This is a genomic window from Streptomyces sp. NPDC091289 (assembly GCF_044757365.1).
In the GTDB taxonomy this organism is placed as follows: domain Bacteria; phylum Actinomycetota; class Actinomycetes; order Streptomycetales; family Streptomycetaceae; genus Streptomyces.
Map to the genome: position 1 here is coordinate 345,737 of NZ_JBIVUT010000003.1, position 25,430 is coordinate 371,166.

Annotated in this window: 21 protein-coding genes; 10 read left to right on the forward strand and 11 right to left on the reverse strand. The window is 73.8% G+C overall.

Going from position 1 to position 25,430, the window contains the following annotated elements; all coding sequences use genetic code 11:
* The first annotated feature begins 2 nt into the window (after nucleotides 1-2).
* Complete coding sequence (locus ACIQPT_RS05680; protein ID WP_164494007.1) at nucleotides 3-155, forward strand: hypothetical protein; 153 nt, start codon at nucleotides 3-5, stop codon at nucleotides 153-155.
* Complete coding sequence (locus ACIQPT_RS05685; protein WP_401153009.1) at nucleotides 152-1,357, forward strand: helix-turn-helix domain-containing protein; 1,206 nt, start codon at nucleotides 152-154, stop codon at nucleotides 1,355-1,357. The genes ACIQPT_RS05680 and ACIQPT_RS05685 overlap by 4 nt, the downstream gene beginning before the upstream one ends.
* An 81-nt stretch (nucleotides 1,358-1,438) precedes the next feature.
* Here the strand turns inward: ACIQPT_RS05685 and ACIQPT_RS05690 are convergent, their stop codons facing one another.
* Genes ACIQPT_RS05690 through ACIQPT_RS05700 form a run of 3 tightly spaced genes read right to left on the reverse strand, consistent with a single transcriptional unit; the run spans nucleotide 1,439 to nucleotide 5,019 of the window.
* Nucleotides 1,439-2,224, reverse strand: coding sequence for a 3-oxoacyl-ACP reductase (locus tag ACIQPT_RS05690; protein WP_401153010.1), 786 nt, complete (start codon nucleotides 2,222-2,224; stop codon nucleotides 1,439-1,441).
* A gap of 5 nt (nucleotides 2,225-2,229) precedes the next feature.
* Complete coding sequence (locus ACIQPT_RS05695; protein WP_401153012.1) at nucleotides 2,230-3,624, reverse strand: aldehyde dehydrogenase family protein; 1,395 nt, start codon at nucleotides 3,622-3,624, stop codon at nucleotides 2,230-2,232.
* 30 nt (nucleotides 3,625-3,654) lie between these two features.
* Nucleotides 3,655-5,019 carry a glutamine synthetase family protein gene (locus ACIQPT_RS05700; protein ID WP_401153013.1) on the reverse strand — a complete coding sequence of 455 codons (1,365 nt, stop codon included), beginning with the start codon at nucleotides 5,017-5,019 and terminating at the stop codon, nucleotides 3,655-3,657.
* A 235-nt stretch (nucleotides 5,020-5,254) separates the two neighbouring features.
* On the opposite strand from ACIQPT_RS05700, the gene ACIQPT_RS05705 reads away from it, so the two are divergent.
* The 3 genes from ACIQPT_RS05705 (at nucleotide 5,255) to ACIQPT_RS05715 (ending at nucleotide 8,496) form a co-directional block, all read left to right on the forward strand.
* Complete coding sequence (locus ACIQPT_RS05705; RefSeq protein WP_401153015.1) at nucleotides 5,255-6,043, forward strand: FadR/GntR family transcriptional regulator; 789 nt, start codon at nucleotides 5,255-5,257, stop codon at nucleotides 6,041-6,043.
* 170 nt (nucleotides 6,044-6,213) lie between these two features.
* Nucleotides 6,214-7,695 carry an ethanolamine permease gene (gene eat, locus ACIQPT_RS05710; protein ID WP_401153018.1) on the forward strand — a complete coding sequence of 494 codons (1,482 nt, stop codon included), beginning with the start codon at nucleotides 6,214-6,216 and terminating at the stop codon, nucleotides 7,693-7,695.
* 51 nt (nucleotides 7,696-7,746) lie between these two features.
* The gene (locus ACIQPT_RS05715; protein ID WP_401153019.1) at nucleotides 7,747-8,496 is read left to right on the forward strand and encodes a gamma-glutamyl-gamma-aminobutyrate hydrolase family protein; all 750 of its coding nucleotides are present in this window, start codon (nucleotides 7,747-7,749) and stop codon (nucleotides 8,494-8,496) included.
* Here the strand turns inward: ACIQPT_RS05715 and ACIQPT_RS05720 are convergent.
* The 3 genes from ACIQPT_RS05720 to ACIQPT_RS05730 form a co-directional block, all read right to left on the reverse strand.
* A complete protein-coding gene (locus ACIQPT_RS05720; RefSeq protein ID WP_401153021.1) occupies nucleotides 8,399-9,163 on the reverse strand; it encodes a hypothetical protein in 765 nt (254 codons plus the stop codon). The two genes, ACIQPT_RS05715 and ACIQPT_RS05720, sit on opposite strands and share 98 nt — an antisense overlap.
* Before the next feature lie 111 nt (nucleotides 9,164-9,274).
* Nucleotides 9,275-9,856, reverse strand: coding sequence for a TerD family protein (locus ACIQPT_RS05725; protein WP_392953115.1), 582 nt, complete (start codon nucleotides 9,854-9,856; stop codon nucleotides 9,275-9,277).
* A gap of 62 nt (nucleotides 9,857-9,918) precedes the next feature.
* Nucleotides 9,919-10,494, reverse strand: coding sequence for a TerD family protein (locus ACIQPT_RS05730; RefSeq protein ID WP_392953112.1), 576 nt, complete (start codon nucleotides 10,492-10,494; stop codon nucleotides 9,919-9,921).
* A 235-nt stretch (nucleotides 10,495-10,729) separates the two neighbouring features.
* Here ACIQPT_RS05730 and ACIQPT_RS05735 point away from each other — a divergent pair, with 235 nt between their 5' ends.
* Both ACIQPT_RS05735 and ACIQPT_RS05740 read left to right on the forward strand, forming a co-directional pair.
* Entirely contained in the window at nucleotides 10,730-11,164 is a 435-nt protein-coding gene (locus tag ACIQPT_RS05735; RefSeq protein ID WP_401153023.1) for a BlaI/MecI/CopY family transcriptional regulator, read from the forward strand.
* 2 nt (nucleotides 11,165-11,166) lie between these two features.
* Nucleotides 11,167-12,102 carry a M56 family metallopeptidase gene (locus ACIQPT_RS05740; RefSeq protein WP_401153024.1) on the forward strand — a complete coding sequence of 312 codons (936 nt, stop codon included), beginning with the start codon at nucleotides 11,167-11,169 and terminating at the stop codon, nucleotides 12,100-12,102.
* 49 nt (nucleotides 12,103-12,151) lie between these two features.
* On the opposite strand, the gene ACIQPT_RS05745 is transcribed toward ACIQPT_RS05740, so the two are convergent.
* From ACIQPT_RS05745 to ACIQPT_RS05755, 3 genes are all read right to left on the reverse strand, one after another.
* Nucleotides 12,152-12,373, reverse strand: a complete 222-nt coding sequence (locus ACIQPT_RS05745; RefSeq protein ID WP_401153025.1) for a hypothetical protein — start codon at nucleotides 12,371-12,373, stop codon at nucleotides 12,152-12,154.
* A 210-nt stretch (nucleotides 12,374-12,583) separates the two neighbouring features.
* Nucleotides 12,584-12,787, reverse strand: coding sequence for a twin-arginine translocase TatA/TatE family subunit (locus ACIQPT_RS05750; protein WP_401153026.1), 204 nt, complete (start codon nucleotides 12,785-12,787; stop codon nucleotides 12,584-12,586).
* 94 nt (nucleotides 12,788-12,881) lie between these two features.
* Nucleotides 12,882-14,030: a winged helix DNA-binding domain-containing protein gene (locus ACIQPT_RS05755; protein ID WP_401153027.1), complete on the reverse strand. Its 1,149-nt coding sequence runs from the start codon at nucleotides 14,028-14,030 to the stop codon at nucleotides 12,882-12,884.
* Between the two features lie 209 nt (nucleotides 14,031-14,239).
* On the opposite strand from ACIQPT_RS05755, the gene ACIQPT_RS05760 reads away from it, so the two are divergent.
* The gene (locus ACIQPT_RS05760; protein WP_401153029.1) at nucleotides 14,240-16,246 is read left to right on the forward strand and encodes a regulator; all 2,007 of its coding nucleotides are present in this window, start codon (nucleotides 14,240-14,242) and stop codon (nucleotides 16,244-16,246) included.
* Nucleotides 16,247-16,266: 20 nt separating this feature from the next.
* Here ACIQPT_RS05760 and ACIQPT_RS05765 read toward each other — a convergent pair whose 3' ends face one another.
* Nucleotides 16,267-17,880, reverse strand: a complete 1,614-nt coding sequence (locus ACIQPT_RS05765) for a translation initiation factor 2 (RefSeq protein ID WP_401153068.1) — start codon at nucleotides 17,878-17,880, stop codon at nucleotides 16,267-16,269.
* Between the two features lie 303 nt (nucleotides 17,881-18,183).
* On the opposite strand from ACIQPT_RS05765, the gene ACIQPT_RS05770 reads away from it, so the two are divergent.
* Nucleotides 18,184-18,681, forward strand: a complete 498-nt coding sequence (locus ACIQPT_RS05770; protein ID WP_401153031.1) for a hypothetical protein — start codon at nucleotides 18,184-18,186, stop codon at nucleotides 18,679-18,681.
* Nucleotides 18,682-18,884: 203 nt separating this feature from the next.
* Here the strand turns inward: ACIQPT_RS05770 and ACIQPT_RS05775 are convergent, their stop codons facing one another.
* Nucleotides 18,885-20,243 carry a geranylgeranyl reductase family protein gene (locus ACIQPT_RS05775; protein WP_401153033.1) on the reverse strand — a complete coding sequence of 453 codons (1,359 nt, stop codon included), beginning with the start codon at nucleotides 20,241-20,243 and terminating at the stop codon, nucleotides 18,885-18,887.
* Nucleotides 20,244-20,385: 142 nt separating this feature from the next.
* On the opposite strand from ACIQPT_RS05775, the gene ACIQPT_RS05780 reads away from it, so the two are divergent.
* Nucleotides 20,386-25,401, forward strand: a complete 5,016-nt coding sequence (locus tag ACIQPT_RS05780; RefSeq protein ID WP_401153035.1) for a HEAT repeat domain-containing protein — start codon at nucleotides 20,386-20,388, stop codon at nucleotides 25,399-25,401.
* The last annotated feature ends 29 nt before the right edge of the window (nucleotides 25,402-25,430 follow it).

The following is a 25,430-nucleotide window of genomic DNA, read 5'->3' on the forward strand; positions in this document are numbered from 1 at the left end:
TTATGCGCAGACTCATCGCCGCCGCTGTCACCGTTCTGGTGGCCGCGACGCTCGCCGTTGGTGCGGCGGTCGGTGTCGTGGCACTGCTCGACGCCACCCCCGACCAGCCCAATACGCCCCTGATCAGCTATGACACCGGTCCGGCGGCTCCGTGACGCGCCCCGCCTGGCAGGACGTCCCCCGGGCGAAGCTCGATCGTTTCGAGACGATCGCCCGGTCCGAGGCCCCGGAACTCGCCCAGACGATCCTGTACCAGATTCGCCAGGAATATCCCTATCTGCACCTGGTCGAGGACGAGTCCGGGGAACCGATGGCCCTCGTCGGGATCCGCCGCGCCATCGAAGGCTTCGTCCACAACCTCACCGCCGGCGCCCACCCACGGGTGCCGCCGGAGATGTTCCAGGAGTTCGGGCGGGGCGAGGGGCTCGAGGGCCGCAGCCTCGACGCGCTCCAGGCCATCTATCGCCTCGGGGTCCGGCTCACCTGGCGCAGGCTCGCCGAGATCGGCCAGCAGGTCGACATCCCCGCGCCCGCCATGTACGAGCTGGCCGAATCGGGATTCGAGTATCTGGACGGGCTCGTGGAACAGTCGGTACGGGGATACGCCGAGGCGGCGGCCCGGCGCGCCAGTGAACGGCTCCGCCTCCAGCGCCAGCTGATCGAGCTCCTCCTGGTGGAACACCGCGGCGATGTGTCCATGACCCTGGCCGAGCGGGCCGCCCGCATCGGCTGGGAGCTCCCGGAGACCATCGCCGTGGGCGTGCTCATGCGCCCGGCCCGCGAGGCCGTGGCCCCGGCGGTGGGGCAGGGCATCCTGCTGGAGATGGAGAGCGAGCAGCCGCGCATCGTCATCCCGGACCCGGACACGGCGGGCCGTGCGGAGATCCTGCGGCGGGCCACGGCCGGCTGGTCCGGGGCGATCGGCCCGCCGGTCCCCCTGGCGGCGGCGGCGACCTCGCTGCGCTGGGCCGAGACCGCGGTCCAGCTGATCAAGAAGGGCCTCCTGCCGCAGGGCGAGGTGCTGTACTGCACCGAGCGGACGGAGGAACTGCTGCTGCTCCCCGCCCAGGAGCTGATCGACGCCGCGGCCCGCCGCTGCCTCGCCCCGCTGGACGGCCTCAGCCCGACCCAGGCGAAGCGCCTGGCCGAGACGCTGCTCGCCTGGATCGAGACCCCCGGCGGCGCCCCCGAGGTGGCCGCGCGCCTGGGCATCCACCCGCAGACGGCCCGCTACCGGCTGCGGCAGATCCGCGAGCTGTGGGGCAACGCCATCGACGAACCGGACCAGCGCTTCGAGATGCTCCTGGTGCTCCGAGCCCAACGCCTCAGGCGCGACCTGGCCCCGGCCACGCGCTGAACGCCGAACGGCCCGGCGGCCGGACATCGCAGGACGTCCGGCCGCCGGGGCCGTCGGGGGACCGCCGGGATCAGACCGGGATCAGACCGGGGTGACGTACGCCCCGGCGATCCCGCCGTCGACCAGGAAGTCCGTCGCGTTCACGAACGAGGAGTCGTCGCTCGCCAGGAACGCGACGGCGGCGGCGATCTCGGTCGGCTCGGCGAACCGGCCGACCGGGATGTGCACCAGACGCCGGGCGGCCCGCTCCGGGTCCTTGGCGAACAGCTCCTGGAGCAGCGGGGTGTTGACCGGCCCGGGGCACAGGGCGTTGACCCGGATGCCGTCGCGCGCGAACTGCACCCCCAGCTCGCGAGACATCGCCAGCACGCCGCCCTTGGACGCGGTGTACGAGATCTGCGAGGTGGCGGCGCCCATCCGGGCCACGAACGAGGCCGTGTTGATGATGGAGCCCCTGCCCTGCGCGCGCATATAGGGAATGGCCGCCTTGCAGCAGAGGAACACGGAGGTCAGATTGACCTCCTGCACCCGCCGCCAGGCCTCCAGACCGGTGTCCAGGATGGAGTCGTCGTCGGGCGGCGAGATCCCCGCGTTGTTGAACGCGATGTCGACCGAGCCGTAGGCGTCGAACGCGGCCTTGAAGAGGGCGTCCACCTGCTCGGCGTCGGTGACGTCGGTACGGACGAAGAGCCCGGCGGTCTCCTCGGCGGCGGCCTTGCCGCGCTCCTCGTCCACATCGGCGCAGACGACGTGCGCGCCCTCGGCGGCCAGCCGCCGGGCGGTGGCCAGGCCGATGCCGCTGCCGGCTCCGGTGACGACGGCGGTGCGGCCGACCAGGCGGCGGCAGACGGAAGAAGTCTCGGTCATGGTGCTCAGGCCTCCGTGCTGATGAAGACGTTCTTGGTTTCGGTGAAGGCGGCCAGGGCGTCCGGGCCGAGCTCACGGCCCAGACCCGACTGCTTGTAGCCGCCGAAGGGGGTCGAATAGCGCACGCTGGAGTGCGAGTTGACGGAGAGATTGCCCGCCCGCAGCCCCTGGCTCACGCGCAGCGCGCGGCCGACGTCCCGGGTCCAGACCGAGCCGGCGAGGCCGTAGTCGGTGGCGTTGGCGAGGCGCAACGCGTCCTGTTCGTCCTCGAACGGCAGGACCACCGCGACCGGCCCGAAGACCTCCTCGACGGACACCGGCGCATCGGGCGAGACCCCGGTGAGGAGGGTCGGCGGATACCAGAACCCGGGGCCCTCGGGGGCCGTTCCGAGGATGGTCCGTACGCCGTCGGCTCCCCGGCCGCCGTCGACGAGCCCCCGGACCCGGTCCCGCTGGACCGCCGAGATCAGCGGCCCCATCTGCGTCTTCTCGTCGGCCGGGTCGCCCACCACCACGGCGGCGACGGCCGGGACGAGCAGCTCGAGGAAGCGGTCGTACACGGATCGCTCGACCAGGATCCGGGTCCGGGCGCAGCAGTCCTGGCCGGCGTTGTCCAGGAAGGACATCGGGGCGGCGGCCGCCGCGGCCGCCACGTCGGCGTCGGCGAAGACGACGTTGGGGCTCTTGCCGCCCAGCTCCAGGGTGAGCCGCTTCACGCGCTCCGCGCAGCGGGTCATGATGTGCTTCCCGGTCCGCGTGGAGCCGGTGAACACGATCTTCGCGACGCCCGGATGCTCGACCAGGGCGCTTCCGGCCACCGGGCCCTCGCCGGGAAGCACCTGGAACAGCCCGTCGGGAAGACCGGCCTCCAGGGCGAGTTCGGCCAGCCGGAGAGCGGTGAGCGGGGTCGTCTCGGCGGGCTTGAGGAGGACGGCGTTGCCCGCCGCGAGGGCCGGGGCGAGACCCCAGGCGGCGATCGGCATCGGGAAGTTCCACGGGGCGATGACGCCGATGACGCCCAGCGGCTCGAGGACGGTGAAGTCGATACCGCCCGCGACCGGGATCTGCCGGCCGAGCAGCCGCTCCGCGCCGCCCGCGCTGTAGTCGAGGAGATCGCGTACGTTGCCCGCCTCCCACCGGGCGTTGCCGATGGTGTGGCCGGCCTCGCGGACCTCCAACCGGGCCAGTTCCTCGATGTGTTCGTCGACGACCACGGCGAAGCGGCGCAGCAGCCGGGCCCGGTCGGCGGGTGCGGCGGCCGCCCAGCGCCCCTGGGCGGCCGCCGCCCGGGTGACGGCGGCGTCCACATCGGCGGCGGAGGCGGCGGGGACGGTGGCGACGACCTCGGCGGTCGCCGGGTTCAGGACGTCCAGGGTGGACGCCGCGGAGTGCTGTGACACGTACGGACCTCGATCAGGAAGAGGGGGCGGTCAGAGGCGTTCGAAGGAGCGGCGCAGCTCCCAGTCGGTGACCGCGGAGTCGTACGCGGTCAGTTCGACCCGGGCCATGTTCAGGTAGTGCGCGACGACCTCCTCGCCGAACGCCTCCTTGGCGATGGGGCTGGCCTCCCACAGCTCGGCCGCCTCGCGCAGCGTCGTCGGCACCTGGTCGTAGTCCCCGGTGTACGCGTTGCCCGTACAGGCCTCGGGCAGCGGCAGCCGGTGCTCGACCCCGTACAGTCCGGCGGCGACCAGACCGGCGACGGCCAGATGCGGGTTGACGTCCCCGCCGGGCAGCCGGTTCTCGAAGCGCATCGAGCGCCCGTGGCCGACGACCCGCAGGGCGCAGGTGCGGTTGTCGACGCCCCAGGCGACGGCGGTGGGGGCGAACGAGCCGGGCTGGAAGCGTTTGTAGGAGTTGATGTTGGGCGCGTAGAGGAGGGAGAAGTCCCGCAGGGCGGCGAGCTGACCGGCCAGGAAGTGCCGCATCAGCTCGGACATGCCGTCGGGGCCGTCGCCCGCCATCAGGTTCTCGCCGTCCTCGTCGGTCAACGAGAGATGGATGTGGCAGGAGTTGCCCTCGCGCTCGTCGTACTTGGCCATGAAGGTCAGCGAGAAGCCTTCCTGGGCCGCGATCTCCTTGGCGCCCGTCTTGTAGACGGCATGCTGGTCGCAGGTGGTGAGCGCCTCGTCGTAGCGGAAGACGATCTCGTGCTGGCCAGGATTGCACTCGCCCTTGGCGGACTCGACGGTCAGCCCGGCCTCCTGCATCTCGTTGCGGATCCGGCGCAGCAGCGGCTCGATACGGCCGGTGCCGAGGATCGAGTAGTCGATGTTGTACTGGTTGGCCGGGGTCAGCCCGCGGTAGTCGCGGTCCCAGGCCTCCTCGTAACTGTCCCGGAAGACGATGAACTCCAGCTCCGTGCCCACCTGGGCGGTGCAGCCGAGCTCCGCCAGCCGGTCGAGCTGGCGACGCAGGATCTGCCGCGGGGCGGCCACCACCGGACTGCCGTCGTGCCAGGCGAGATCCGCGATCAGCAGGGCGGTCCCCTCGTGCCAGGGCACGGGGCGCAGGGTGGCGGCGTCCGGGACCATGCCGAAGTCGCCGTAGCCGTTCTCCCACGAGGACATCGCGTAGCCGTCGACGGTCCGCATCTCGGTGTCCACGGCCAGGAGGTAGTTGCAGCCCTCGGTCCCGTGCTCCAGCACCTCGTCGAGGAAGAACCCGGCCGCGAACCGCTTCCCCTGAAGCCGGCCCTGCATGTCCGGGAAGGCCAGCACCACGGTGTCTATCGACCCGTCCGCGACGCGTGAGCGGAGCTCGTCGACGCCGAGCGGGGGTGTGCGGTCTGCCACGGGATTGCCTCCTTGGGTGAACCGGGAGGCATAAGACCGACCGGCAATTGGGGGGTGGGAGAAGGAGCGGGGCTGGGTGCGTGCAGCTGCAAGGCGGAGGATTGAGGCATGGCGGAGCCATGGCGATTGACGACAACGCCGCAGATGTGCGTGCCCAGCTCTGCGACGCCGCCCCCCAATTGCCGGTCGGTCTAAGGTATGACAGGGAACCATTGCTTGGGAAGGGGATCCGCCAGTGGCCACGAGGGAGAGAGCGGACGACACCCGTCCGGCGGCAGCCGCCACCGACGCGGCGGCGGGCGGGCCGGACGCCACGACCGGCCGGCCGGACTCCGTGCTGCGCCCCGTCCGCGCGGGCAACGGCTTCGAGGAGGCGCTGGAGCAGGTCCTCCAGCTGCTGCGCCTCGGTCTGGTCCCGCCCGGCGAACGGCTGCCATCCGAGCGCGAGTTGTCCCAGCATCTGCGGATCAGCAGGGTCACACTGCGCGAGGTCCTCAAGGTCCTCCAGGACCAGAACATGGTCGAGAGCCGCCGCGGCCGCTACGGAGGAACGTTCGTCCTGCCGCGCACCGCCGCCGCCGACGGCAGCGACGAACTGCGCCGCCGGATCGCCGCCGTCGACGTGGAGGACACCCTGCGCTTCCGCGAGGTGCTGGAGGCCGGGGCGGCGGGCCTGTGCGCCGAGGGGCTGCCCGCCGACGGCGAGGCCCGGCTGCGGGCGGCGCTGGACGCGACACACGGCGCCCGGCTGGAGGACTACCGCCGCCAGGACACCCTGCTCCACCTCACGCTCGCCGAACTCTCCGGATCCCGCACACTCGCCGCCCAGTACGCCGCGGTCCGGGCCACCCTCAACGAACTGCTCGACTGCATCCCGCTGCTGGTGCGCAACCTGGAGCACTCCCAGCAGCAGCACGCGGCCGTCGTCGAGGCGGTGCTCGACCGGGACGCGGACGCGGCGCGCGAGATGATGCGCGAGCACTGCGGCGGCACGGCGGCGCTGCTGCGCGGCTTCCTCGCCTGAGCCCCGCCGCCCTTGAGGGGGGACCGGCGCGGAGCCGAATCCGTAACCACTCTTTAACGCACGGCCCTTGCCATTCGCTCGCCCGTTCCACAAAGGTGTGCCGACGAACCTTTGACCGACGCAGTGCCATCGGCTCCCGTCCGCGGAGTCGACAGACATCGGGAGCGCTCATGGCTCAGGGAACCGAAACACCCGCCGGACCACCCGCCGGACCTTCCGGGGGCGCGGGCCCCGGGACGTCCGGCACGGACGCGTATCTGCACCGCCGAACCCTGCGCCGGGGCAGCGCCGGCTGGCTTCTGCTGACCGGTCTCGGCGTCGCCTACGTCGTCTCCGGCGACTTCTCCGGCTGGAACATCGGCCTGTCCAAGGGCGGATTCGGCGGACTCGCCGCGGCCATGGTCCTGATGGGCGTCATGTACGCGTGTCTGGTCTTCGCGCTGGCCGAACTCTCCGCCATCCTGCCCACCGCGGGCGGCGGTTACGGCTTCGCCCGGCGGGCGCTCGGCACCTGGGGCGGCTTCCTGACCGGCACGGCCATCCTCATCGAGTACATCCTCGCCCCCGCCGCGATCTCCCTGTTCATCGGCGACTACGTCGAATCACTCGGCCTGTTCGGGCTCACCTCCGGCTGGCCCGTCTACCTCGCCTGCTTCGCGATCTTCATCGGCATCCACCTCTGGGGCGTCGGCGAGGCGCTCCGCTTCAGCCTGGTGGTGACCGCCATCGCGGTCGCCGCCCTCCTCATCTTCGCCGTCGGCGCGTTCACCGAGTTCGACGCGGGCCGCCTCAACGACATCCCGGCGGACGCCTCCGCCTTCGGCTCCAACTCCTGGCTGCCGTACGGGCTTCTCGGCATCTGGGCGGCGTTCCCGTTCGGCATGTGGTTCTTCCTCGGGGTGGAGGGCGTGCCGCTCGCCGCCGAGGAGGCCAAGGACCCCGTCCGCTCGATGCCGAAGGCCCTGGCCATCTCGCTCGCCGTGCTGGTCTTCCTGGCCCTCATCACCTTCGTCTCCGCCACCGGAGCCCAGGGCGCCAACGCCATCAAGGAGGCCGGGAACCCGCTCGTGGTGGCCCTGCAGGGCACCGGCGAGCCGACCGCCCTGAGCCGGTTCGTGAACTACGCGGGCCTCGCCGGACTGGTGGCGTCCTTCTTCTCCCTGATCTTCGCCGGATCCCGTCAGCTGTTCGCCCTCTCCCGGGCCGGCTACCTGCCGCGCTTCCTGTCGCTGACCAACCGCCGCAAGTCCCCCTACCTCGGCCTGCTGATCCCCGGAATCATCGGGTTCACGCTCGCCGCCTGGAGCGGCAACGGCGGCCGGATGCTCAACGTCGCCGTCTTCGGCGCCACGATCAGCTACGCCCTCATGGCGCTCTCCCACATGGTGCTGCGCCGCCGTGAACCGGAGCTGCCGCGCCCCTACCGCACCCCCGGCGGCGCGCTCACCTCGTCCGTGGCGTTCGTTCTGGCATGCTCGGCGCTGGTGGCGACCTTCCTGGTGGACCGCGACGCGGCGTTCATCGCGCTCGGCGTGTACGCGGTGGCGCTGGCCTACTTCGCCTTCTACAGCCGCCACCGGCTGGTCGCGGGAGCCCCGGAGGAGGAGTTCGCCGCACTCGCGGCGGCCGAGGCCGAGCTCGCCCGCGACTGAGGACCGCGCCCCTTCCGTCCAGCACCACGACCCAACGAGGAGTACGTTTCCATGTCCCGGCCCGTCATCGGCATCAGCACCTACCAGGACCCGGCCCGCTGGGGGGTGTGGGAGATGCCCGTGGTGCTGCTGCCCGCCGGCTATCCCCGACTCGTCCGGGCGGCGGGCGGACTCGCGGTGCTGCTGCCGCCCGACGACGCGCAGGACGCGGCCCGGGACGCCGTCGCTGCCCTGGACGGGCTGGTGATCGCCGGGGGAGCGGACGTCGAACCGGCGAGGTACGGGGCGGTCGCCGACCCCCGTACGGGCCCCCCGGCCCGCGAACGCGACGCCTGGGAGCTGGCGTTGATCCGGGCGGCGATGGAGCGGCAGGTCCCGCTGCTCGGCATCTGCCGGGGCATGCAGCTGCTGAACGTCGCCCTCGGCGGCACCCTGCACCAGCACCTGGACGACCACACCGGCGGCCCCGGCGTCTTCGGCAGCCACCCGGTGACCCCCGTACCCGGTACCGCGTACGCGGACGCCGTGCCGGAGACCGCCGTGGTCCCCGCCTACCACCACCAGGCGGTCGACCGTCTCGGCGACGGCCTGGTGGCCTCCGCGCACGCGCCCGACGGGACGGTGGAGGCCCTGGAACTCCCCGGGCACGGAAGCCTGGTGCTCGGGGTGCAGTGGCACCCGGAGATGGGCGAGGACACCCGGGTCATGGACGCGCTGGTCCGGGCCGCGGGGGGACGGGCCCACCGGAGCCCTCGAAGCCAGGACCGGAGAACTCAGGCCCTGCGAACGCCGGTGAGCTGAAGCGGGAGCCGTGCCCCTCGCCCGGACCCTGCCCGGGCACCGCCGCCTCGGCCAGCTCCTGGAGGAGGAACGGCCGGATCCCCCGGTCGCGCAGCACCGCGAGCCAGGCCTCGCGGGAGTCCTCGACGGCGGGGGTGAGGGACCGGTCGGGCACCGCCGCCGGGCCGTCCGCCGACTGCTGCGCCGCCGTGCGGTAGAGGGCGACGACGCTGACCAGCCCCGCGACCGCCGCGACCACCAGACTGAACCAGCCGACCCCGACGAGGGTGCCCGCCAGGGCCGGCAGGGCCTCGGCGAGCCGCAGCCCGTACCCGAGGATCAGGAACGTCGCCGCCGCCACGGCGGCGAGCACCGGCGTCAGCACCCCGAGGACCGCCAGCACCCCGGCACCCGGCCGCTCCTGATCGCCCGGTCCGGAGAGCGACGGCAGCCCGGCGTCCCGTCGCCCGCCACGCGCCTGCCTCCGCAGGTCCGCGTACCGCCGGTACTCGGCGTCGGCGGCGGGAGTCGTGCGTGCCACGGCCGCCAGGCCCCGGACGCGCAGCCGGTCGCCGGGGACTCCCGAGCGTTCGAGCAGGCGCCCGATCTCCGGGGAGGCGATCACCTCGTCGAGTGCGCTCGCGTAGTCGGACCGGTCCTCGTCCCCGAGCCGGGAAGGTCTGCCCATGCTGTCCCTCGGTCGATACCTGTGTGCGGGTGGTCCTACGACTGCCGACGGGGGTGCGCACGCGACGCGTACGGCACCCCCGCCGCTGTCCGGTGAGGCGTCCGAGGCGTCCTAGAGGTGCTGCACGACCGCGGGCATGAGGTCCTGGAAGGTCCGCCCGTCCGCCGCCGCGCCGATCGCGGTCATCTGCCAGCCCGAGCCGGTCCGCTGGACCTTGGCCATGATCTGGGCGGTGTGCCGCCCGCCGCCGGTCAGCGTGTACCGGGCCAGCTCCTGGCCGTTGCTCTCGTCGACCAGCCGGCAGAAGGCCGCCTCGACCTCCTCGAAGGTCTGGCCGGTGAACGAGTTCACCGTGAAGACGATCTGGTCCACATGGACCGGCACGCGCCGCAGGTCGACGACGATGGACTCGTCGTCGCCGCCCTCGCCCGCCCCGCCGACCCGGTTGTCCCCGGTGTGCTGGACCGAACCGTCGTCGCTGGTCAGGTGCTGGAAGAAGACGACGTCCTGCGGGTCCGGGCCCGCGAAGAGCACCGCCGAGGCGTCCAGGTCGATCTCGCGGGCGGTCAGCCGCGCCAGAAATCCCTTACGGGGAGCGGACTTCCAGCCAAGACCCATCCGTACGACGCCGAGCTCGCCGCCGCCGGACTTGGTGAGGCTGACCTGCTGGCCCTTGGTGAGATTGATCGTCATCGTTCCGCCTTCGGTGCCTGTCGTGACGTGGTTGGGGTCGTACGTGTCCGGATTCCGGCGGCTCAGAGACTGACGCCGAAGTCGGCGACGATGCCGCTCAGGCCGGATGCGTAACCCTGCCCGACCGCACGGAACTTCCACTCGGCGCCGTGCCGGTACAGCTCGCCGAAGACCATCGCCGTCTCGGTGGAGGCGTCCTCGCTCAGGTCGTAGCGGGCGATCTCCGCGCCGCCCGCCTGGTTCACCACGCGGATGTACGCGTTGCGCACCTGGCCGAAGCTCTGGCCCCGGCCCTCCGCCTCGTGGATCGAGACCGGGAACACGATCTTCGCGACGGTCGCGGGCACCGAGGCGAGGTCGACCTTGACGATCTCGTCGTCGCCCTCGCCCTCACCGGTGAGGTTGTCCCCGGTGTGCTCGACCGAACCGTCGGGGCTCTTCAGGTTGTTGTAGAAGATGAAGTGCTCGTTGGACTGCACCTTGCCCGCCTCGTCGCAGAGCAGCGCGCTCGCGTCCAGGTCGTAGTCGGTGCCGGTGGTGGTGCGGACGTCCCAGCCGAGACCCACGAGGATCGCGGTCAGCCCGGGAGCCTCCTTGCTCAGCGAGACATTTCCGCCCTTGGCGAGGCTGACGCCCATGATGTTCTCCCTTGTGCGGTGACGGGTGTTCACGTGGTGGCGGCCACGCCACGGGTGACGGCGCGGACACGCTGCGGCAATGAATAAAATCTACAGCACTGTAGATTTTCGGGGCAGGAGGCGACCGGCCGGGCCTCGGCCGGTGCCGGCACCGTCGCCGGCTGGATACGATTTCCCGATGCCCGGCGGGCGAAGCGCCACGACCGGGCTGCGAGACGGAGAGAGAGGTCGGGCCGTGGACGCCGAAGGAGCCGGTGGCGAACGGGAAACGCCTGTCCGCAGGCGTGGCCAGGGCGAGCTGGAGGCCCAGGTGCTCTCGGTACTGGGCGGGGCGAGCGAGCCGGTGACCGCCGCCTGGGTGCTGGAACGACTCGGCGCGGGCCTCTCGTACAGCACCGTCATCACGATCCTGACGCGTCTGCACGCCAAGCAGGCGGTCACGCGCAGCGGCCGGGGCCGCCCGGTCCTGTGGGAGCCGGTGGCGAACGAGGCGGGGCTCGCCGCCCTGCGGATGCGTCGGCTCCTCGACAAGCAGAGCGACCGTGACGCGGTGCTCTCCAGCTTCGTCTCCGTCCTCTCCTCGCACGACGAGGACCTGCTGCGGGCCCTGCTCGCCGAGAGCGGTCCCGACGGCACCGGAGCGTCGCCCTCGGACCGGCCGGAGCGCTGACGATGGGCGTCTTCGTCTACCTGCCCCTCGTCCTGCCCCTGACCGCGTTGCCGATCGCGCGCCTGGCCGAACAGCACCTGCACCCCCGCAGGGCGGCCCGGCTGCTGACCACCGTCGCCGTGATCCTCGCCTCCTGCAGCCTGGTCTGCCTCGGCCTGCTGGTGGTCGTGGGCACGGCCCAGCTGCCCGGCAACCCGTTGCCCGACGGCTGGTCCGACGACGAGGTCCGCGACGCCGTGCCGCACGACGCGTTCGCGGGCAAGGCGTCCATCCTGGCGCTCGTCGCCGTCACGGGGGCTTGCGGGTTCACCGTCCATCGCCACTACCGCTTCCGGGCCCGGGCCCACCGGGCGCTCGAAGGTCTGTCGGGCGGCGACGACGTCGCCGTGCTGCCCGACGACGTCCCGTACGCCTACGCACTCCCCGGCTCCCCGGGACGGGTGATGGTCTCCACGGCCCTGCTCGCCTCCCTCGAACCGGCCGAGCGCCGGGCCCTGTTCGCCCACGAACGGGCCCATCTGGCAGGCCGCCACCACCGGTTGCTGCTCGCGACGCGGCTGGCCGGCTGCGTCAACCCCCTGCTGTGGCCGCTGCTCGGGGCCCTGGTCTACAGCACGGAGCGCTGGGCGGACGAGGAGGCGGCCCGGGTCACCGGCGACCGCCGGCTGACCGCACGCGCGGTCGGCAAGGCGGCGCTGGTCTCCCGCCCGGCCCCCGGCGGCACGGCCTTCGCCGCCTTCGCCGCAGCGGGGCCGGTGCCGCGCCGGGTGGCAGCACTCCTGGGCCCGGTGCCGCCGGACCGGGGCTGGCCCCCGGCCCTCACCCCGGCCGGCGCCGCCGCGCTCGTCGCCGCGGCCGGGACGACCGTCTCCGCGCTCTCCGCGCTGAACGCGGCCGTCGCGCTGTTCCTCGTCCTGGAAGCGGCGACACCGCTGTAGCACGCGGTGTCCGCCCGCCGGATCGCTCCGGCGGGCGGACACCGTCCGGTCAGGACGAGCTGGTGTCCAGGGCGGCGAGCGCCTGGGCCCAGCGGACGTACTTCAACTTGGCCAGATCTGCCACCGTCTTGACGCCGAACGCCTCCTGGAGCAGCTCGCCGTCGCGGTCCGAGACCCCCTTCAGGGCCGCCACGGGAGCCGAGAGGATGGTGGTCAGGTCCTTGTCCGCGTAAGCCTTGTCGAGCACCTTGTCCAGGTCGATCTGGGCCACTGCTGCCTCCTGGGAGCGTAATTCCCCGCCCTGACGGCGGGCGGCCCCGGGCGGGGCCATCCGCACAACTGCGGAGGGTGTCCGCGCGGTTCCCGGGAGTGTCCATGACCGAGGGAATCCCGCCACGCGCTGCCACCCCGAAGGAGCCGACCACCGGCGCTACACGCTCCACCGCGCGTTCGACGACGACCGGCGTTAGGGCTCGCGGGTCTACGGCGTGTCGCGTTCGGTCGCCTCGCCGCGGATCACGCGGCGAGGCGACCGGGGGTCTTCGTCGTCCTTGAGGGCCTGCTTCTCGCTCTTGAGGATGCGTGCCGCCTTGCCGGCCGATCGCGTGAGCTCGGGCAGCCGTTTCACGGCCAGCACCGCCACGATCACCAGGAGAAGGATGGTGAGTTCGCCGATCCCGAACATGGTTGCTGCTTTCTCTGGAGCGGACTGGACGACAGGGCTGAATCTACAGGGCTGTAGAGCATCCGTTCGCGGTTCCCGGATCGGACTGCCCGGCTCAACCCCCGGGCAGCAGCCGCACGGTGGCATCCGGGAGGCGGCTCCACCAGTGGCCGTAGCGCCGGTAGACCTCCGGTTCGCGGTCGGCTAGGAACCCCACCAGCGACCGGGCCTCGGCGGCGAGCTCCTCCCAGACCTCGTCGGGCAGGGGATGGAACGCGGTGGCCTCGATGCCCCCGGCGACCGGACGCCACACCCCGGCCACGTACCCGTCGACCAGCAGCGTCGGCAGGACGTCACCGTTCGCACGGATCACGGTCCTGCGGTACGCCTCCGGGAGGACCCGGCCGCGATCCGCGTACGCCAGCAGGACGCTGTCCCACATCGCCATCAGCCGGGGCGGCGCGGGCTCCGCCCCGTCCGGACGCGGGGCGCCCGGCAGGTCGAACAACTCCTCGCCCGCCGGGCCCGTCAGCAGCTCCAGGCCCCTGGCGAGGTCCGCCAGCGCCGCCCGCGCCCTGGCCCGCGTGACCATGGCGAACTGCGCCACGTCCGCGACCGAGGCGGGCCCGAACCCCGAGAGGTAGCGCAGGGCCAGCGACACCAGGGCCGCTGCCGACGCCTCCGGATCGGGATCCGCCCGCAGAGGACCGGTACGGGGCGCGATGTACGAGGGCCGGTGACCGAACGACCACGGCGGCGCGGTGGGCGCGTGGAGCAGCGGTGCGTACTGCCGCAGCCCCCACCACGCCCCGGCCTTCGGCGGCTCCCCCAGCTGTTCGCCCAGCCAGGCCTCGCACTCGGCGGTGGTCCGGGGCCGGTCCGCGAACTCCAGCAGCCGGGGGACCAGCGCGTCGGCGTCCTTCGCCGTCAGCCCGGAGGCGGTGAAGCGGGCGCTCAGCCGGGACGCGCGCACCACCGGGTGCATGGCCTCCCGGAACGCCGGGTGGTCATCCGCGTGCACGGCATGGAGCGTGAGCCGCATCAACGTCGCCTTGACGACCACGTGTTCCGCGAACGCCGCGTCGAGCCCGGCCGGGTCGAACCCCGCGAGCCGGTTCCACAGCGCGACGTACGGCGAGGCCGGCTGCTGGGCCTGGAGCGCGACCACCCGCCGGATCCCCTCGGAGGCGTCCAGCGGCTCCCGCCGCAGCAGCAACTGCCGGGCGAGCGTGGAGCGGTTGAGCCCGCGCGCGGTGATCCTCATACCGTCATCGGTCCGTTCCTCCGGTCTTCCGGTCCACCGTTCCTCCGGTCCACCGGTCGCCTGTCGCCTGTCGCCGAAACCGTACGCCCATCAGCCCTGTTCGCTCCCGGGCGATGCCGGACACGTACGCGGGATCCTGCTCCTTCCCGCCCGAACCTGCGTACCCTTCGCCTGGGCAATGCTGATCGCGTGGACGGGGCCGGACCAGGATGACAACGGAACTTCCGCCGGAGATCGCGCACTTCGTCGACCGTGAGGACGAGACGGCGCAGGTCTTCGAAGGGCTGGGGGAGTGGACCGCCCCCAACCGCGCGTTCCCCGTGGTGCTGTGGGGACCCGCCGGACTGGGCAGAACGGAGCTCGCCCACCGGATCGCCCGCACCTGGTGCGCCCGGACCGGAGGGCGGGTGCTGACCGCCGACCTCGACCGGTTCCGGCTGCGCGGCCGGCTCGACGTCGGGGACGTACTCGGCCATCTGCTCACCTCGCTGGGGGTGGAGACGCTCGCCGCCCGGCTCGACGACCGGAGCAGACAGTACTGGCGGAAGACGGGGGACGAACCCCTGATCCTGGTCCTGGACAATGCGAAGTACGGCTCCGAGGTCACTCCTCTGCTGCCGCCGTCGGGCGCTGCCGTGGTCATCCTGGTGAGCCGGGGGCCGCTCCCCGATCTGGCCGACGGCACGGCGCTGGAGATCGCCCTCTCCTCCTTCCCGGAGTCCGTCTCGCTGGAACTGCTGGGTCTCCTCGTCCGGGACCGCCGCCTGGCAGCCGATCCGACCGCCGCCAGGGAACTGGTGAGGCTCTGCTCCGGCCTCCCCGCCGCGCTGCGTGCCGCCGGAGCCTGGCTGCGCAGAAATCCGCTGCTTCCCCTGTCACGGCTGACCGCAGGGCTGTCCGCGCAATTCGGGGAGAAGGGAATCGCGGAAGTGGAACCGTTCTGGGACGAGACGTACAAGGAATTACGGCCGGCATCCGCTCTTCTGTACCGTCTGCTGGCCGGGGTCCCGGACATCTCCTTGACGAGGGAAGCCGCGGCAGCGCTCCTGGGACTGGGGGACGAAGCCTGCGACGACGCCCTGCAGGAGCTGAACGGGGCGGGATTCCTGGACATCCGGGACCTGGTGCACCGGGAGAACGGCCGGGTCCGCCTCCCCGAGTGGCTCGGCGATCACGCCCGGCGCCGGGCGCGTCTGGACGCCGCCGACGGTGAACTGGCCGAGGCCCAGCTCCGGTTCGTACGCTGGGTGCTGTACCAGGGGCAGTTGGCGGACCGGTTCGCCGCGGGTCCGCGCCTGACCCTCGCGGAGGACGTGCTCGAACGCGAAGGAGCCCCGGACGCCCTCCTGGAGAACCCGGCGGAAGCCCCGGACCCGGCCGTGGCCGAGGCACGGAAACTACGGGCCGCACAGTGGTTGTACGAGGAGCGGCACACCCTCTTCGCCTGTGTTCGGCTCGCCCACGCGCGGGGCTGGGACGACGAGGCCTGGCAGCTGAGCGAACCCGTATGGACGTTCTTCCTCGATCACCCGCACCAGACGGATGTGACCGAGGTCTTCCGTACGGCCAACGAGTCCGCCGTGCGCGCCGGGAACAACATCCCCGCCATCGTACGCACCCACTGCCAACTGGCCCGCTCGCTCTGGCAGTCGGGGCGGACGGAGGAAGCCGGCGACGCGCTCCGTCATGCTGCTGCCGGGGCGCACATGCTGGGCGACTCGACGAGGGACGCGAAGCTGCGCGCCTCCGTCGTGGAGTTCCGGGGAACGCTGAACGGCGTACGGGGCGACTGGCCCTCGGCGGTCCAGGACTTCGAGGAGTGCCGCGGCCTGCACCGGGCGATCCCCAACCCGTACGGAGAGATGCTGCTGACGTACCGGCTGGGCGAGGCCCGCCTCAAGCTCGGTGATCCGGAGTCGGCGGTGGAACTGCTCTCCCTGGCCCACTCGGTGGCCGTGGCGCAGGGGCGGGCGCGTATGACCGGCCGTACCGGGCTCGCCCTCGGGCAGGCGCTGCGCCTGGTCGGCCGGAGCGCCGAGGCCCGCGGGTTCGTCGAGGCGTCGCTGGAAGCGGCCAGGGCGAGGAGTTCGGACCTCGGAGCCGCCGGTGCCCTGGACGTCCTCGCCCAGGTCGCGGACGACGAGGGGAACATGACCGAGGCAGAGGAGCACCGGGACGCCGCCGAGGCGCTCAGGCGTCGGCACGGACTGGCCTGAGGCCCCCCGCGCAGGGCCGGTCAGAAGGTCTGGGCCTCCTCGGCCGCCGTGGCGGGCGACACCACGACCCGGAAGTCGCGGTGGCCGAGCAGGCAGTGGAAGGCGGGCGGCGGCTCCTCCCGCTTCAGCACCCAGGCGTGCACGGCGGAGAGCGCGGCCGCCGGATCGGCGCGCACCACACGGCCGCCCTCGATCCGGGGCTCGGTCCGGACGGCGAGCAGCCGGTCGTCGCCCCGGACCCGCAGGACGCTCGTCCCCGAGGCCAGCACGGCGGCCGCCGCCCGGCAGCCCGGGTACCGGTCGAGCGCATGGGCCGACCAGCCGCCCGCCGTCCAGGCGGCGTCCAGCGGGCCCGGCCCGGTGATCAGGGGGCGACGGTAGAGCAACCCGGCGCTCTGGACGTTCCGCTCGCCGGCCGCACCGTATTCGACGGCCAGGTGATTCCCCGGGAGCCCCGTATGAGCGGGAAAGCGGTCCACCCGCACCCGGTCCCCGGCACGGTCGAGGAAGACATCGAAGGCGACCGGTGTGCGCGTCGTGGGGGACACGGCGGGCAGCGTCCGCGGTTCGACCGGCACGGTGGGCAGGGGAAGACCGAGCAGCCCGTAGAGCAGCTGCCGCATCCGGTCCAGAGCGTGTCCCTGCTCGGCGAACGCGGCCCGGGCCGCCGCCGGTCCGGACCCCGGACGGTACGCCGTCAGACTGTCGAGAACATCCCCGGCCGGGCCCAGTCGGGGGACCGTCCCCAGCAACCGGGCCATCGGGCTGCCCGCGATCAGCTCGTCGCCCCCGTCGCAGGCGGCGATCACCGGACGGTCGGCCACCGCCGCGTAGTACAGGGCGGCCGAGCCGTGGTCGGTGATCAGCGCGTCGGCGGCGATGAGCGTGGCGGCCCACTCCTCATGGGCCCCGACGAGCGCCATGCCCGCGTCGAGGGCGGGCGCCAGGTGCTCCCGCAGCTCGAACGTTCCCACCCGGGCCCGCTCGTTGGGGTGCACGACCAGCGCCAGTTGATGGGTGTCGTGAGGCAGCACGGCGGCCAGCTCCGCCGGGAGATCCGGGCGTTGCCGGAGTAGCGACCGAGGGCCCCAGGTGGAGGTGATCGCCACCAGCCGCCGTGCGCCGGTGCCCAGCGCGGCGCGATACCGGTCACGGAGGGAACGGGAGGCGAGCAGCCGTTCCAGGGTGGGATCTCCCACGACCTGCGCCTTCTCGCCGTGGTGCGGGCTCGCGGCACGCAGCCGGTCGACCTGATGGGGATGGGCGAGGGCGTGCACGGTCGCCCAACTGCCCTCGCCGGACAGGAGGTACTTCGGATCCAGGCCGGATGCGGAATCCGGTGAGCCCTCGCCGCGGATCGTCTTGCTGAAACCGGCGCCGTGCGGGAGGAGCACCCGGTGACCGTGCAGCAGCCGCAGATCACCCTTCGGGCTGGCGACCAGCACCAGGTCGAACGTACGGCTTCGGGCTTCGTCCCACGGGATGATGCGGGCTCCCGCGGTGTCGACAGCCGTCAGGGCATCCGCACTGAAATCCGATCCCGGCACCAGCGTGAAGCGTGTGCTGATCCGGTCGTCACCGGCGAGCACCGGCAGTACGTCGAGGAGGCGGTACAGCGCCACAGCCGACCGCACGGCGAACAGAACCGTCGCCCGTCGCCCGTCGCCCGTCGCCCGTCGCCCGTCGCCCGTCGCCCGTCGCCCGTCGCCCGTCGCCCGTCGCCCGTCGCCCGTCGCCCGTCGCCCCAATCATTGAATTCTACCGTGGGACGGGTCCGAGAAGGGGCGGTTTTCCCACATCAGACGCTGTTTGCGGGCTCGGGACGGCATACGGCGATCGTATCGCTCCCGCGCCGGCACGACCGCGCCCACGTGATCCCCGTCCCAGTCGACGAGGACGGCGGCGCGCGCCACCTGCCGGACGGGACAATGCCGGTCATGAGTGAATGGGTGATCGCACTGATCACGGCGGCGGCCGCCATCGCGGGTGGTGCCGTCACCGGTTGGTACGGCCGCAGTGCCGGCATCAGGCAGGCGGAGGCCGCCCGGCTGGCCGGTGAGCGGCAGGCCGACGCGATGCTCGCCACGGTCCGTATGACCTTGCGGGAACAGGCCGCGGTGCGCGTGCTCGACCTGCGTCGGCAGACCTACGTGCGTTTCCTCGATGCCGCCGAGCGCGCGGTCACGGCGGCGCGTACCGGAGTCGGCGGTGACCCGGGAACGGTGACGTTGTCGTCGGCCCTGGCCGAGGTAGCCCTGGAGGGGCCGCCCGAGGTCCACCGGGCGGCCTGCGGCATCGTCGACGGTCTGCGCGGGCAGGCGCGGCCCGATGAACTCGAGGACGCCAAGGAGCACTTCGTCGCGGTGGCACGCCGTGCTCTGCGCGCGGACGACGGGCCGCAGTCGGACGACGCCCCTGGGCCCGCCGCCTCCTGACCGGCCCTCACGGGGCCGGAGCGTGCGTCACCGGTCCGCCCGCGCCGTCGCGGCGGCCCGGATCCGCAGGGCGTCCCGCTCCGGGTGGATGGCCGCGATCGCGGTGGCTCCGGCGACCACCATCACCGCGGCCGCGAAACGGCCGGCAGCAGGACGAGGCTGAGGCCGGAGATGACCCCGCCCCGCCCCGCCTCGCCCTGCCGTCAGCGCTTCCGGACCCGGCCGCCGCCGCGCAGGCCCGGCCTCGGGGCCGGGACGAGACGGAACGCCGTGTTGAGGACGTGGTCGATCACATCGCGCGAGGGCTTGTCCGTCAGGTCGGTGAGCAGCCGGGCCAGCGCGTCGAGGAGGAACGGGGAGCCCATGACGTACCGGTTGAGCACCGGCTGGAAGCCCGAGCGGCTGAAGATCAGGTCGGCGGCGGTGTTGCCCAGGCGGTAGTAGCGGCCCCAGCGGCGGTTCATCTCCACCGGGTAGCCGCGCAGCACCTGTTCGCGGCGGGGCCCCCGGGGATGGGCCAGGGCGAGGGCCGCGGTCTCGGCCGCGACCTCGCCCGCCTCCATCGCCTGGGCGATGCCCTCGCCGTTCCAGGGGCTGACCATCCCGCCGGAGTCGCCGACCAGCAGAAGCCCGCGCGCGTACAGCGGATGGCGGTTGAAACCGAGCGGCAGGGCCGCGCTGCGGACCGGGCCCTCCGCGTTCTCCTCGCGCAGCCCCCACTCCTCCGGGGTCCGGGCCAGCCACTGGTCCAGGGTCGCGCGCAGGTCCGCCTTGCCGTGCCGCCGGTGGGGCAGCGCCCCGAGGCCGACGTTGACCCGGCCGTCGCCCATCGGGAAGATCCACCCGTAGCCGGGCAGGTACGGGCCACTGCCGGGGAAACGGAGGTCGGCCCAGAGCTCCAGATACTCCTCCTGGGAACGCTCAGGGCTGCGGTAGTAGCGCCGGGCCGCGGTCGCGATCTGCCGCCCGGGGTCCCGCTCCAGGCCGAGGGCCAGGGCGAGCCTGGCGGAGGCCCCGTCGGCGGCGACGACGACCGGCGCGCGGAAGTCGACCGGCTCCGGGACGTCGGGGGAGTCCGAGGACGCGGAGACCCCGGTGACCCGGCCCGCCCGGTCCGTCAGTGGCCGCTCCGCCTTCCAGCCGCTGTACAGCCGGGCCCCGGCCGCCACGGCGTGCCGGGCCAGGATGTCGTCGAAGTCGTGCCGGCTGCGGGAAAGGCCGAAGTCCGGGTAGCGGCCCAGCGCGGGCCATTCGATGTGCACCCGGTGCTCCCCGGCCACCCAGCGCATACCGCGCGAACGCGTCCAGCCCGGTGCGGTGATGTCGACGCCCATCCGGATGAGCTGGTGCACCGCGCGCGGGGTGAGGCCGTCGCCGCACACCTTCTCCCGGGGGAAGCGGGCCTTCTCCAGCAGGATCACGTCCACTCCGGCCCGCGCCAGGTGATACGCGGCCGACGAGCCGGCCGGGCCCGCCCCCACCACGATCACCTGGGCGTCCTCTCCCGTACGGGGCACCTCCCGCGCGTCCGTCGTCGCCGGGTCCGGTGGCAGATTCCGCATCACAACCCCTTCGTCCAACGGCTGTTGCTCCCGCCGGGGCGGCGGCCCCGGGCCACATCATCGATCACGGCGGGGCCGGTGCGGAACCGGGCGTCCGAATATCCCGAGGCGGAGGAGTGAACCGGCCGTCTACGCTCCGTCGGTGACCATCCCCCCGGACGATCCGATCAGCGACGCCTTCGACCGCGCCGACACCGGTCTGCTCGCCCGGCGCCTCGACGCCCGTACCTGCCCGCCGGAACTTCTCGCCCGGATGGTCCGGCACACCGCGCCCCGGATGCGGCACCTCGGCCTCACCCTCCTCGCCGAACGCACGGATGACTTGGGCGGCTTGGGCGCGTCGGGTGCCATGGGTGCCACGGACGTCCCGGATGCCCCGGGCGCCGCGGACGTCCCGGGCGCCTCGGATGCCCCGGAGACCTCGGGCGCCGGAGATGCCGAGCGGCTCGCCCTGGTGGCTCGCCTGTTGCCCGACACCCCGGGGGAGTCGCCCGAGGAATCCCTCCTGCTCGCGGGGCTGCACGCCCGCCTCGTGACGCGGACGCCGCGGCACCGGCTGCCCGACTGGCGTGCCGCCGTGCTGCCCGCCCGGGTACGGATCGCCTGGCTGCGGACCGAACTCCTCGGCGACCCGGCGGTCCTCCGCACGGAACCGGCCGGCGAACTCCTCTACCGGGCCGTCCGCGAGAGCGCCGCCGCCGACGCGCACCGCCCCGACCTGCTCGTGGCCGAACTCGTCGACACCGGCGACCCGGTCCTCGGGGCCGAGGCGCTGCGGCTGGCCCGCGACGGGCTGCACGCCGGACTGCTCGCACCGGCGTTCGTACGCGGCCGGCTCGTCCGGCTCCTCGACGCGCCCGACCATGACGTCGTGACCGGTGCGCTGCGCGAACTCGCCGAGCCCTGGGCGGCGGTGACGCCCCTGCCCCCGTCACCGCTGACCCGGTCGGCGGGCGCCCGCGACGGTCGGTGTGCCGACCGTGCCGGGCCGGCGGCGGCCCTCGCGGCCGCCGCCCTCGTCACCGCGGCCCGGCACGGTCACCACACGGTGCTGTGGACCACCGCCGAGGACCCGGCCGGGCCTCCGGCACTGCGCCGACAGGCCGCGGAACTCCTGGGCGAGCAGGCGGAACGCACCGACATCGCCCGCCTGGTGGCCTTGGCCGCCACGGACCCCCTCCTGCTCGCCGGGCCCGTGCTGACCTGTCTGCGCGGACTGCACCGGCGCGGCCACTTCCCGGCGGAGCCGGATGTCGGGCCGCTCCTCGCCCTGGCCCTGGCCGACCACACCCTTCCGGCGGAGGACGTCGCCACGGTCCTCTACACCTGCCGTCGCCCACTGTTCGACGCCCTCATCGACGCCCCGCCCACCGCCCCGGACTGGCCGCGCCGGCTGGAACTGCTCGTCGCCCTGTCGCGGCAGGGAGCCGCCGACATCCCCATCGGCGAGGCCGTCGCGCGGCTCCTCCCGGCCGCCCTCGCCCCGCGCCCGTTCCTCGACGCGATCCGCGTCCTGCGCCCCCCGGGTGCCGAGGAGTCCGTACTCGCCCTGCTGGCCACGGCCCCGGCCGCCGCGCTGGATGCCCTGGAGGCCATCGGCGGCGACCGTACGCGATCGGCGCTGGCCCGGGGGCTCGGCGCGGGCGATCCGGCGGACGGCCCGCCCACCGCCCCGGACGGCCCGCCCACTGCCCCGGACGGATTCCCCCGCCTCCCGGTCGCACCCGAACTGCGCCCCGTACGCGATCGGGCACTGGCGATCCTCTGGCACCTCACCCATGACCCGGGGCAGCGGCGGGACCTGCTCGACCGGCTCGACCCCCGGGCCCTCCCGCGCGACGTCGAGGCCGACCTCGGCGCCCCCGACGAGCGCGAACTGGCCGTACTGCGCGCCCGTGTGGACGTGGACGACCCCGTGGCGTCGCTGCGCAGGATCACGGAGTACGCCGGTACGGGGAGCCAGTCCCTCGTCGCCGACCTGCTCCTGCGCATCGTGCGCGATCTCGCGGCAGCCCGGGACGACGTGCCCGGGCCGCCCCGGCCGAGGACGGTCGCCCCGTGGCCCGGCGTCGAACCCGCAGCCCCGGCCCGGCCGGACGGCGAACCGGAGCTGCCGCACGAGGCGTTGGAAGCGGTGCGCGCCCTCGGGCGCAGGCTGCGGGGACGACGGCGGATCAGGCCCGTCTGTCTGCTCGACGCCGAGGACGGCGCCGGCGCGGGCCACGCGTTCCTCACCGCGACGGTGCTCGGCCTGCTGGAGCGCCCCGGGCTCACCGGCGGCGAACAGGCGGTACTGCTCAAGGCGTTGCTCCAGGTCCCCGCGACCCCGTCCACCCGCGCCCGGGTGCACCGCCTGCTGCGCGGCCGCGACCCGCACGTGCGCAAGCACGTCATCGCCCTGCTGGCCCACGACGCCTCCGGCAGGGACGCCCGCGCTCTGTCCGCGACGCTCGTCCCGCTGGTCTCCGACCCGGACATCCGGACCGTACGGGCGGCCCTCCTGGCCCTGGGCACGGCACGGGCCCGCTGGGCGGGCGAGGCCGTCGCTACCTGCCTCCACCACCCGAACATGAACATCAGGAAGACCGCGGCGGCGACCCTCCTCCACGCGGGCGCGCCCGCCTCCGTCCCGCATGTCCTGCGGGCGCTCGGCCGCGACGACAACCCGGGGCTGCGGTCCGCACTGACACGGGCGCTGCGCGCCATCGTGGGCAGCGCGTACGCCGCGACGCTCCTCGCCGCAGCCGAAGCGGCTCGCGACGAGCGCACCCGCCGTCTCCTGGTGAGCGCCCTCGACCGCGAGGTGACCGCCCGCGCCGTGCTCGCCCTCGACGCGGGGGCCTCGCCGGTCGTCCCCGCGCTGCTGGCACGCGTCGCCGACGGCGTCGTCCGGCTCGCCGCCGGCTCCGTGGCGGACCTGGCGGAGTCGTTGGCCCGGCACGGTGTGCCGAAGCCGCCCGGCGCCCACCGCGGGTTGCCGGGCGGGTCCGACCCCGATGTGGCGGCTCTGCTGCGGGCCGGATGGGACCCGGCGCTCGCCCTGCGCATCGCCCGGCGTCCCGTACTCCCGGAAGCCCGCGTCGCCGACGAACTGCCGGTGGCACGCGCCTTGTTGGGTCACTGGCTCGGGCTGGCCGACAGTATCGGCGACGCCGGACTCCGCGGCCGCCTGCTGCTGTGCGCCCTGCGCCTGTGCCCGGGGCCGTGGTCCGCCGACGAGGTGGCGGTACTCGTCCGGCACGCGGCCACGGTGACCGATGTGTTCGACGCCGCCACGACCGGGGGCGAGTCGGCCGGGCCGGTCACTGTGGCCGCGTCGGCCGGGTCGGCCGCGTCGGCCGGGTCGGCCGGGCCGGTCACCGTGGCCGCGTCGGTCGGGTCGGTCGAGGAGCTGACCGACGTTGTACACGCCGTCGCACCGCACCTGTCCGCCGTGCAGCGCTTCACCGTCGTCGAGGGGATCCGCAGGTTGCCGCCCGCGGGCCCGGACGGCCGGCCCGGTGCGGCCGCCTCCGCTCTGACGTTGCTCCGACGGCTGGGGGCGGTGCTCGTCCGCGCCGACCTCGACCGGGCCCTGGCCGCCGCTCACCTCGGCGCCGACCCCTGGCAGGCCGCGCCCGCCGTGCTCCGTGAAGCGTTCGGCGTACCGGAGGAACGGGCGGCATCCGATGAACCAGCCGTATGGCGTGCGGAGTTGGCCGTGGCGGTACGGACGCCCGAAACGCTGGCGGAGTTCCGGGAGCGCGGTGCCCCCGCCGGGGCCGGCCGCGCCACCGCCGGGCCCGGGTCCCGGGAGCTGCTCTCCGCGCTCGTCGAGGCGTATCCCGGGGCCGCGCCCGGCGTGCGGGGCCGACTTGTCGACTGGATGACCGAACTCCAGCCGCTCGACGCGCCCGAGTGGACCATCGCCGAGACCAGGGCGGCGAGCGCGGCCCCCGGAGCCTCGTCGCGTCCGGTGCGGGCGGACGATCTCGACCAGCCCCGGTCGGCCGCCCAGCGGGCCCGGCTGCTGGCCATGCTGGACACCGGGAGTCCGGAGCGCCGCACCACCGCCGCGCGGGCCCTGTGCGACTGGCCCGAGCCGCAGGCGTCGCTCGCCGTGCTGCGGGCGTATCTGCGCGGCCGGGTCGACGTACTCCCCGACGCCACCTCCCTGGACCTCATCGCCCACGCCGCCGAAGAGCCGGGAGAGACCGGCCCGACCGGCGGTCGCCACCCCGCCGTCGCGGAGCTGACCGCTCACGGTGTGCTGCCCGAGCGGGCGCTGCGCTGGGCGGCCCGGCTGTCCGGGGACGAGTTGCCCCCGCTCGTCCCGCTGCTTGTCCGGTGGTGGGAACACGGTCCGCCCGCTGTGCACGAGGCGGCCCGCACCACGCTGCGCAACGTTCGGGCCGATGCCCTCGCCCACCTCCTGGCGCCTCGCATCGAGGCGGGCGACCTCGGGCTGCTGGACCTGCTGACCGGCCTGCGGCTGCTCCGGACCCCCACGCTGACCAGGGCCGAGCGCCTTCTGCGTACCGAGGGCCGCGACGCCCTGGCCGACGCGCTCGTCCTCGTCGACGGCCCGTTGCGCGCACCCGGGGCCGAACACGACGACGCCGCCGCGCTCGACGCCCTGCGCGCCCCGCCACGGAGACCGGCGGCCCCGGCGGACCCCCCGTCGCTGCCGGAACTGCTCGGTCTGGCCCGCACCGGAACGCCCGAGCAGACCCGCCGGGTGCTCACCCGGCTCGTCGAGGAGCACGCGCCCGCGCCCGGAGCCGTCCCGGACCCGGGGGTGCGGGCGCTGGTCGAGGAGTTGCTGCGCCATCCGCGTGCCGGCGTGCGCCTGCACGCCCACCGGACCTCGCGCGCCCTGTTCGACCGGGACACCCACGCCCGGCTCACCGCGCTCCTGCTGTCCGATCCGCTGCCGGACGTGGTGCGCATGGCGGTCCGGACGCTCGGCCGCGCCTCCTGGGAGCCCGCGCTGCCCGACCTCGTCCGGCTCCTCGACCACGCGAAGCCGGTGGTCCGGAGGGCCGCCCGGGACGCGCTCGTCGGTTTCGGCGGGGCGGCTGTTCCGGTCCTGCGCCGGGCCGCGGCCCACGCCCGGCCCGACCGGCGTTCGCTCTACACGGATGTGCTCGCCGAGATCCCCGGCCCGGACATGCCCTAGAGACCCCGGCCCGGACACGCCCTAGAGAC